Consider the following 9,739-nt stretch of genomic DNA (forward strand, 5'->3'; position numbering starts at 1 on the left):
ACGGCCCAGCCCCGGTCACGGTTTCGGGCCGTAGACCACGAACGCGTTGCCCCACGGGTCGGCGAGCACCGCGCGGATCTCGTGCGGCCCTTCGGCGGCCGGGGACAGCACCGTCGCACCCACCTCCTGCAACTGGGCGATCGCGGCGGGGACGTCGGCGACCTTGAAGGACGCCGCGGGCTTACCACCCGTGACGTCTTCCTCGGGGCCGGCCAGCGCGAAGGTGGTGCGGCCGCCGTTCAGCGCCGCGTACCGGTCGCCGTCGGCGAACTTCAGCGGCAGGCCCAGGCCGTCCCGGTAGAACTCGATGGCCTTCGCCACGTCCGGGACGGGGTAGAGCACATTGCCGATCTCACTGCCGATCTCACTGCCGGTCTCACTCATCGAAGCCTCCAGACGACCACGGGGTCGGACCGGTCCATCCTCCCAGCGCACCCGCCGCCGGCGCACCTGCCCGGCGGCGGTGGGCCGAACGCGCCTGCTGAATTGCGCGAAGGACCGAATAGGCGCCGATCTCCGTGCCGCTGCAACCGTCGCGTGGACCCGGACGACGTCGTCGCAACCCCGGTGCCGTGGCGGCTGCCCCTCGTCGACGGCGCGGCCTTCTACCGTCCAGGTCATCACCTTGGCCAGCGGTCCGCGGACTCCGGACGGGCACGCTCGACATCGCCTTCAGCAGCCACGCCTCGGTGTTCGCCGCGGTGAAGGAGACCACGACCCGCGCGTGGCTGCACGTCCCGGCCGGCCACGCACCGGCCGGCTGACCGGCTCAGCGGTCCCGGGGCGTGGGCTCGGTGGCCGGCTCCACGGGCGGCGCGCTGCGCCGGAGATCCGCTTCGGTGCGGATCCGGATGCGGTTCGGGTTGGCGACGATGGTGGGGGTGGGGTTGTCGTTCACGTCCGTCCTTTCGACGACCCGTGATTACCCGGGCGCCGGCGTGCCGAACAGTGACCCGCGGCACGCCTCGGCCGGGCTCAGACCACGGTGAAGCTCGCCGAGAGCGTGGCCGCCGAACTGGTGCCCACGTACACCTGGATCTCGCCCGGCTCGACGCGGAAGCGGGCGGTGTTGTCGTAGAACCCGACGTCGTCCGGGGTGAGGGGGAACGAGACCGTCGTCGAGGCGCCCGCGGCCAGCGTCACCCGGCGGAAGCCGCGCAGCCTGCGCACCGGCTGGACGATGCTCGCGACCGGGTCGCGCAGGTAGAGCTGGACCACCTCGTCGCCGGCGCGGCCGCCGGTGTTGGTCACCGTCGCGCTCACCTCGATCCGGCCGCCGCGGGCCGGGAGGCGGGTGGCCGACAGCCGCAGGCCGTCGACGCGGAAGGTCGTGTACGACAGGCCGTGACCGAACTCGTAGAGCGGTCCGCTCGCCAGGTCCAGGTACTTGGACGTGTACTTGTTCGCCGGGTCGGCCGGGCGGCCGGTGTTCTCGTGGTTGTAGTAAATCGGGATCTGGCCCACCGCGCGCGGGAAGCTCACCGGCAGCTTGCCGCCCGGGTTGACCACGCCGAAGAGGACGTCCGCGACCGCGTGGCCACCCTGCACGCCCGGTGCCCACGCCTCGAGGATGGCGGGCGCGTTGTCGTGCAGGTACGGGATGGTCAGCGGGCGGCCGTTGACGAGCACGACCACGAACGGCTTCCCGGTCTCCTTGACCGCGGCCACCAGCTGCTGCTGCACCCCGGGCAGGTCGATGCTGCTGCGGGCCGCCGCCTCGCCGCTCATCGCGGCGGTTTCGCCGACGACCACGACCGTCACGTCGGCGGCGCGCGCGGCCTGCTGCGCGGCGGCGAAGCCGCTGGTGTCGGTGCCCTCGACCGCGCAGCCCGGGCTGTAGCCGACGGTGGCGCCGGGCGCCGCGGCCTTGATCCCGTCCACGACGGTCACCGGCGGCGTCGTCCCGGCGCCGGTGCCCAGGCCCGCCCAGGTGCCGTTGAGGTCGTAGGTCGCCGCCCCGAGCGGTCCGACGACGGCGACCGAGCCGACGCTCTTCGCCAGCGGCAGCAGGGATCCCTCGTTCTTGAGCAGCACCATGCACCGCGCGGCCGCCTGCCGCGACGCGGCCAGCGCGGCCGGTGAAGGCGCTTTCACCTCGCCGGCTTCGTCGACGTAGGGACGTTCGAACAGGCCGAGCCGGACCTTGACGAGCAGGATCCGGCGGACGGCGTCGTCGAGCTGGTCCCGGGTGATCCGGCGGTCGGCCAGCAGCCGCTCGGCGAACCGGGCGTAGTTCGTGCTGACCATCTCCATGTCGACACCGGCGGGCAGTGCGGCCGCCGCGGCGTCCGCGCCGTCGCCCGCCAGGCCGTGCAGGATGAGCTCCTCGATGCCGGTGTAGTCGCTGACGACGAAACCGCGGAAGCCGTAGGCGCCTTTGAGGACGTCGTGCAGGACGTAACCGTTGCCGTGCGCGGGAACGCCGCTGACGGTGTTGAAGCTCGCCATGACGGTGGCGACGCCGGCTTCGACACTGGCCTTGAACGGCGGCAGGTAGAGGTTGTGCAGCCGCTGCAGGGAGACGTCCACGGTGTTGTAGTCGCGCCCGCCTTCGGCCCCGCCGTAGGCGACGAAGTGCTTGGCGCAGGCGGCAACCCGGTCCGGCGAGGAGTAGTCGTCACCCTGGTAGCCGCGCACCTTGGCGACGGCGAACTGCGTGGCCAGGTAGGGGTCTTCGCCGTAGCCCTCGGCGATCCGGCCCCACCGCGGCTCGTGGGTGACGTCCATCATCGGCGCGTAGGTCCAGTGGATCCCGCTGCGGCGCGCCTCCCTCGCCGAGACGGCGGCGTCGGTGCCGGCGACGGCGGGGTCGAAGCTCGCGCCCTGCGCGAGCGGGATGGGGAAGTTGGTGGTGTAGCCGTGGATGACGTCGAGGCCGAAGACCAGCGGGATCTTCAGCCGGGTCTGCTCGACGGCGATGCGTTGCAGCGCATTGAGTTTCGCGGCCCCGACGACGGAGAACACCCCGCCGAGCCGTCCGGCGGCCAGCGCCGCGCGGGCGGTGGTCTCGTCGCCGACGAGCTGGAGCTGGCCGATCTTCTCGGCGAGGGTCATCCGCGCGAGCAGCGCCTCGACGCGGGGATCCCGTTCCGGCCGCGCGGTCTGCGCCTCGGCCGCCGAAGGGGCGAGCAGCCCGGCGGTGGCAACGGAACCGGCGAGGCCGGCGAGCACGCTGCGCCGGTTCACCCCGCCCGCGGCCGTGGTTTCGTGACGCAGCTGCATGGCGGGGACCCTTTCGCGAGGCGGCAAGCGGGGTGGCGGACTCCTTTGATCGGTCTGGTGAGGTCAGCCTAGACCCGGGCGGACACGTCCGCAGAAAAGCGCGGGTGTCGCGCGCGCCGGCTCGATTCGACGGATTTCGACGGCGGGGCACGACTTTCCGGGGGCACTTTCGGTCATCCGGTTGACACACCGGGTCGCCTGGTTCCAGCATCAAGGCTGCCGAGCAAGCGGTCAAAAGATCACCGGACGCGGCCGCGGCTCACCCGTTCGACCCACTCTCGCCCAAGGATGTGCGGATGTGACCAAGAACCGGTACCCCGGCCATCGTCGCGCCGGCCCCCGCTGACCAGTGGTGACCGAAGAGACCGTCGAAACCAGCGGCGGTCCGGATCCCGCTCCCCTCGAATGTTAGCGTTAACATACGGCTTCGGCGCGGCTTCCCGGAAATGTCTTCCGGGTGGGAGCGCGCCTCGGTTCGTGCTGTCCCCACGGAGGTGACCATGACCGTTCTCGACCTTTCCGATCCGCGGCCGACCCTGGCCGACGTGGCCCGGGCCGCCGGTGTCTCGTCGGCGACGGCGTCGCGGGTGCTCAACGGGTTCCCGCAGGTGCGCGCCGAGACCCGGCGCCAGGTCGAACAGGCCGTGCGCGCCCTCGGCTACGTGCGGCAGCGAGCGGCGCGGGCGGGGGAGGCGCAACGGACCGGCACGGTCGCCGTCGTGCTGTGCGAGGACGGCCTGCGGCTGTTCTCCGACCCGTTCTTCGGCCGCATCATGGGCGGCATCGACCGCACGCTCACCGCGGCGGGCATCCAGGTCGTGGTGCTGATGATGCAGGCGGCCGCCCAGGACACCACCTTCCGCTACCTCGCCGGCGGGCACGTCGACGGGGCGCTGTTCGTCAGCACGCACGCGCGGTCCACCACGGCCCTGTCCTGCGTGGACCTCCCGGTCGTCAGCGCCGGCCGGCCGGTGGTCCCCGACCCCGCCCGGTACACGTACGTGGACGTGGACAACCGCGGCGGCGCCGAGGCGGCGGTGCGCCACCTCCAGGCCACCGGACGACGGCGGATCGCGACGGTCGCCGGCCCGAAGGACATGGCGCCGGGCCGCGACCGGCTCACCGGCTACCTCACCGCGATCGCCGGAGCGGGCCCCATCGACGCGGGCGCGGTGGCCCACGGCGACTTCGGCCAGGCCTCCGGCGAGCACGCGATGCGGCGCCTGCTGGACCGGCGGCCGGACCTGGACGCGGTGTTCGTCGCCTCGGACATGATGGCGGTGGGCGCACTGCGCGCCTTGCGCCGCACCGGCCGCCGGGTGCCCGACGACGTCGCGGTGGTCGGCTTCGACAACTCACCGGTCTCGCGGACGACCGACCCACCGCTGACAACGGTGAGCCAGCCGGTCGACGCCCTCGGCGCCCGCTCGGCGGGCGAGCTGCTCGCGGCGATCGACGGGACGGCCCGGCGGCCGCGGCGGGTGGTGCTGGGGACCACGTTGGTGGTCCGGGAGTCCGCCTGAGCGGGCGCTCGGCGACTGTAATCACGGTTTCCGGGCGCCCCTGGCGCCTTCGCCGGGCAACGACCAATTGGCGCCGGCGTTGCCGCACGCGCCTGCACGCGGCCGGGCGGTCGACACCACCGTGGTGATCCGTGCCGGCGTGAGAACTGCGTGAAGCAGCCGGCGGTTCGCTGGTTTTCCCGCGCTCCCCACGGTTGAATACGTCGAATCGAGCGCGCCCTTGTTGACACGACCGGCGGCGCAAACGGATGCTCGGCGGACCGGCCGAACGGCCGAACCTCCACCGGAGGAGGCGACAAGGGGGAGCCGAGTCATGACCAGTGCGTCGGCGTCGGCTCCCGTGGTGGGCTGATGGAACCGGAACTGCTCGAGCTCACCGTCACCGTTCCGCACAGTCCCGCGGCCGTGTGGACGATCGTCGGCAGCCCGCACCTCTACCCGCGGTTCGTCCGCGGGATCACCTCGTGCGAGCCCGTTTCCGAGGCGACCGGCCGGGGCGCGCGCTACCGGTACCGCGCCGGCGGCGAGGGCGAGGCCGAGATCTTCGTCCACCGGCGGGACGAGCAGCTGGCCTGGTCCGGGCGGCAGCACCGGATGTCCGTCGTGCTGCGGCCGGTGCCCGGCGGCTGCGCGCTCACCATCCTGCTCACCCTGCTCGACGGCCGCTCGCCGGCGATGCCGCGGATCCGGCAGCGGATCCTGGACGCGGTCGCCGCGATCAGCGACCACCTCGGCGGCGTCCCCGCGGCGGATCCGCCGTCGTCGCGGCCGTCCAAGCGCGAGTTCGCGCGGATCCTGGTGAAGGCCGGCGTCCTCACCCCGGCCCAGCCGGCCGGGACGCTGCGGCAGCTGCGCTCGGTCGGCCGCTGGGGCTCGACGCTGGCCGGAGGCTACGAGGCGGTGGCGCGGCGCGCGCCGGATTCCCTCGCTCTGTGCGACGAGCGCTCCGAGCGGACCTTCGGCGAGCTCGACGACCGCACCTCCCGGCTGGCCGCCGTGCTGGAGCGCCACGACGTCACCGCGGGCTCGCGCGTGCTCCTGATGTGCCGCAACCACAACGCGATGGTCGAGGCGATGATCGCCTGCAGCAAGCTGGGCGCGGACGTGGCCCTGATGAACACCGGGCTGGCGCTCGGGCAGGTCGCCGAGTTCGCGCTGCGGCACGGTTCCCGGCTCGTGCTCGCCGACGCCGAGTTCGCCGCGCTGCGCCGGCGGCTGCCGCCGGAGGTGCCGCAGCTGTGGACGTGGCCGCCGGGGGACGGGTGGCACGGCGCGACGATCGAAGACCTCATCGAAGCGCAGCCGCCCACCCGGATCGCCCCGCCCGCCGAGCCGGGCCGGCTCGTCGTGCTCACCTCGGGCACGTCCGGTCCGCCGAAGGGCGCGCGCCGCCCGACCCCGAACAACGTCGCCGACGCCGCCGCGGTGCTGTCGGAAATCCCGCTGCGGGCCGGGGAACCGATCCTGGTCGCCGCCCCGCTGTTCCACACCTGGGGCCTGGCCGCGCTCCAGCTCGGCATGGCGCTGCGGGCGGGTCTGGTGCTGCCCCGGCGGTTCGACCCCGAAGCGACGCTGGCGATGATCGAACGGCAGCGCTGCACGGCGTTGTTCGCGGTGCCGACGATGCTGCGGCGGCTGCTGGACCTGCCGGAGCGCACGCGAGCCCGCTACGACCTGTCTTCCCTGCGCGTGGTCGCCAGCTCCGGCGCCGGGCTGCCGGGCCGGCTGGGCGAGGAGTTCATGGACGCCTTCGGCGACATCCTCTACAACCTGTACGGCTCGACCGAGGTGTCCTGGGCCGCGATCGCCGGACCCCGCGACCTCCGCGCGGCCCGCGGTACGGCCGGCCGCGCCCCGATCGGCACGGTGATCCGCGTCCTGGACCGGGCGGGCGCCCCGGTCCCGCCCGGCGCGACGGGCCGGCTCTACGTGGGCAATCGCCTGCTGTTCGACGGGTACACCGACGGCGAGCAGCTGGACGTCCGCGACGGCCTGATGGACACCGGCGACCGCGGGTACGTCGACGCGAACGGGCTGCTGTTCGTCCAGGGCCGCGAAGACGAGATGATCGTCTCCGGCGGCGAGAACGTGGCCCCGGCACCGGTGGAGGAAGTCCTGCTGGCCCTGCCGGAAGTCCGCGAGGCGGCGGTGGTCGGCGTGCAGGACGCCAAGTACGGCCAGCGCCTGGCGGCCTACCTGGTGCTGGCCCCGGGCGCGCAGCTGGACGAGGACACGGTGCGCTCCCACGTCCGCGAGCGCCTGGCGCGGTTCGCCGTGCCGCGGGACGTCGTGTTCGTCGAGGAACTGCCGCGCAACGCCACGGGGAAGGTCGTGAAACGCGCCCTGCGCCGCAACTACCGCTGGTGAACCGGATTGCGCCGACGTTGGTGATCCGGAATGGACGGATTCAGGCCGGACAGCCGACGTCGTCCCGGGGTGCCTCCAGCGTCAGCAGATAGCGGTCCGCGGCCGAACGGGCGCAGGTGCTCTTCGGGTAGACCGCGTGGCCGGCGCCCTCCCACGTCAGCAACGTCGTGTTCGCCGGTGCCTGGCGGTGGAGGGAGAGAGCCCAGGCGTACGGGGTCGCCGGATCGTGGCGGGAGTTCAGCAGCAGGATCCGCGGGGCCCGCCGGATGTCCAGCCGGTGCGGCGGGTTCGCCGGCAGGCCGTGCACACCCAGGCAAGCCATCGCTTCGCCGTGGCCCAGCGTGCTGCCGCGCATGACCGGCCCGCGGCGCAGTTCTTCGGCGTGCAAGGCCGAATACTGCGCGAAACCGCGGATCCGGAGGTCGAAGTCCTGACAGATGACGGCCATGCGGATCGAGTCGTAGTTGTAGGCGAACTGGGCGCTGACCGGCGGGCGGCCGGCGGCGGCGTCGGCGATGACCTGGCCCACGTCGGCCCAGTCGGGGCCGTACATGTCCTTGAGCACCCGGTCGCGCAGGCCGTTCTGCTGCTGTGGCACACCGGCGGTCACCGTCAGGGCTTTCCGCCAGGCGGCGAAGACGTCTTGCCCGTGCAGCGCGCAGGTCGGCGTCCCGTCGCACCACGCGGCGAACCGGCGGAACGCGTCGTCCGCGGCGGCGGCGCGGTCGCCGAGGAACCGCTCGAGGTCGGCGCTGTGGTCGATGGTGCTGTCGAGCACCATCGCCCGCACCCGGTCGCCGTGCAGTTCCGCGTACTCCTGGCCGAGCAGCGTGCCGTAGGAGATGCCGAGGAAGCTGAGCTCCGGCTCGCCGAGCGCGCGGCGGAGCGCCTCCATGTCCCGCGCGTTGGTCGCGGTGTCCGCGTGGTCGAACACCGGGAGGTTGCGGGCGCGGCAGTCGGCGACGGCTTTCTCCTGGTAGTCCCGCAGCGCGGCGAATCCGGCGCGGTCGGTGGGCACGTCGTCCGGCGGCTCACCCGCGCCGGCGCACTCGATGAACTCGCTGCGGCCGGTGCCTCGCACGTCGAAGCCCACGACGTCGAACCGGGCCTGGACCTCCGGGCTGAGCAGGCCCGGGGTCACGGCGAATTCCGCGCTCGCCGAGCCGGGGCCGCCCAGATCGGCCAGCAGCACGCCGAGCCGGTGGGCGGAATCCGTGGCGCGGTGCCGGCCCACCGCCAGCGCGATCGCCGGCCCGTGCGGGGCGTTCCAGTCCAGCGGCACCCGCAGCGTGCCGCATTCGCCGTCCGGGGGAGGACTTTCGGGGTCGTCGGGGCAGGCGGTCCAGGCGATCGGGGCCGGTGCCCAGCCGGTGTCCGCGACCGCGGGGGCGGTGCCGGTCAGCAGAAGTGCGCTCGCCAGAACGGTTCCCAGCACCCGAGGCTCCTCCCCGCGACGACCCGGCCCCGCCGACCGTAGGGGGTGGGCGGTCCGGATCACAAGAGCCGATCAGGCGGGGTCCTCGACGGACCCCGGCCGCGGTGAACAGCGCCCGGGCGGGCCTCGGCGGCGTCGCGGACCAGTTCGTTCACCCGCTTCCCCGGCGAACCGACCCGGTGCCGCGCCGTTCGCCGACGGCCACTCGCCGGACAGGCCGGACCGCGGCCCGTTCGCGTGGCAGGCCGGGTGGTCGGATATTCCTGCGCGACGCCGGATGCCGGTTCGGTTTCGGCGGGGAAACGGCCTTGTTCCATTTCCGGCGCCTTCACCCCGCGCGGCGCGGCCCGCCGCAATCGGGAGTCAGGCTGCGGCTTTCCTGCGCGCACCGCGCTTTCGCGCGGACGGCGCCGCCGATTCCGTCTCGGTGCCGTGCGCGCGCTCGTAGGCGGCGACGACTTCGGAGGAGAGGCGGCCGCGTTCGGAGACGTCGAAACCGTTCTCGTTCGCCCAGGCCCGGATCCGCTGGTTGCGCTCGCGGTCGGAGGCGGTGGTCGACTGGCCGGTGGCCACGCGCACCTTCCGGCCGCCGACCCGGCGGGCGGCGCCGATGTAGCGGGCCAGTTCGTCGCGCAGGGCGGCCGCGTTGCGGTCCGAAAGGTCGATTTCGAAGGTGACGCCGTCGAGGCTGAACTGGACGGTCTGTGCGGCGGCGCTGCCGTCGATGTCGTCGAGGATCTCGACCGAGACTTTCTGGGCCACTGGGTGCTCCTGTCGGGTGGATGTGCGCTCTCCGAACGCGAACAAGCACAATGCACGGCGTTCGCGAGGAAGTGTATCCACAACCGGCCCGAAAGGGAATTCAACTCGCGGGAAAAGGGGCGGGTCCGTTCGGCGTAATTGCCCGCATCGCCAGCCGGAAGCCCGGGGTTCGGCCAAGCGTGACCGGGGTGCGGAAATGACCGGTGTCGCCTCAATGGGTGAAGAACGACTTCGCCAGGGCGGCGGCTTCCCGGCGCAGGTGGCTTGCGGTCTACTGTGGACGTCCAATCCGGACGGGTGCGGGCGTGGCGGTATTCGCGGTCGCTTCCGGGTGCGGATCGGTGGCGAGGGTGTTTCCGAATGCCGTCCCGCGGCCGGGCCGGGCGGCCGCCCCGGGGTGCGCGGTCGCAATTCCGGCCGTTCCCGGTCG

General features: G+C 73.1%; 7 protein-coding genes. 2 read left to right on the forward strand and 5 right to left on the reverse strand.

All coding sequences use genetic code 11. From position 1 onward, the window contains the following. Positions 1 to 15 precede the first annotated feature (15 nt). The 3 genes from ABZX11_RS10420 to ABZX11_RS10430 form a co-directional block, all read right to left on the reverse strand. Entirely contained in the window at positions 16 to 384 is a 369-nt protein-coding gene (locus tag ABZX11_RS10420; RefSeq protein ID WP_354911754.1) for a VOC family protein, read from the reverse strand. Between the two features lie 385 nt (positions 385 to 769). Further along, positions 770 to 898: a hypothetical protein gene (locus ABZX11_RS10425; RefSeq protein WP_303247006.1), complete on the reverse strand. Its 129-nt coding sequence runs from the start codon at positions 896 to 898 to the stop codon at positions 770 to 772. A 77-nt stretch (positions 899 to 975) separates the two neighbouring features. Next, positions 976 to 3,222: a glycoside hydrolase family 3 N-terminal domain-containing protein gene (locus tag ABZX11_RS10430; RefSeq protein WP_354911757.1), complete on the reverse strand. Its 2,247-nt coding sequence runs from the start codon at positions 3,220 to 3,222 to the stop codon at positions 976 to 978. 500 nt (positions 3,223 to 3,722) lie between these two features. On the opposite strand from ABZX11_RS10430, the gene ABZX11_RS10435 reads away from it, so the two are divergent. Then, positions 3,723 to 4,745, forward strand: a complete 1,023-nt coding sequence (locus ABZX11_RS10435; RefSeq protein WP_176176521.1) for a LacI family DNA-binding transcriptional regulator — start codon at positions 3,723 to 3,725, stop codon at positions 4,743 to 4,745. A 351-nt stretch (positions 4,746 to 5,096) separates the two neighbouring features. Next, complete coding sequence (locus ABZX11_RS10440; protein WP_176176522.1) at positions 5,097 to 7,112, forward strand: AMP-binding protein; 2,016 nt, start codon at positions 5,097 to 5,099, stop codon at positions 7,110 to 7,112. Between the two features lie 40 nt (positions 7,113 to 7,152). Here the strand turns inward: ABZX11_RS10440 and ABZX11_RS10445 are convergent, their stop codons facing one another. Together ABZX11_RS10445 and ABZX11_RS10450 are read right to left on the reverse strand one after the other, a co-directional pair. Then, positions 7,153 to 8,547, reverse strand: a complete 1,395-nt coding sequence (locus ABZX11_RS10445; protein ID WP_354911761.1) for an alpha/beta hydrolase — start codon at positions 8,545 to 8,547, stop codon at positions 7,153 to 7,155. Positions 8,548 to 8,910: 363 nt separating this feature from the next. Continuing rightward, on the reverse strand, positions 8,911 to 9,309 hold the full coding sequence (locus ABZX11_RS10450; RefSeq protein WP_354911764.1) for an Lsr2 family protein: 399 nt from the start codon (positions 9,307 to 9,309) through the stop codon (positions 8,911 to 8,913). Positions 9,310 to 9,739 lie beyond the last annotated feature (430 nt).

The organism is Amycolatopsis sp. NPDC004169 (assembly GCF_040610315.1).
GTDB lineage: Bacteria > Actinomycetota > Actinomycetes > Mycobacteriales > Pseudonocardiaceae > Amycolatopsis.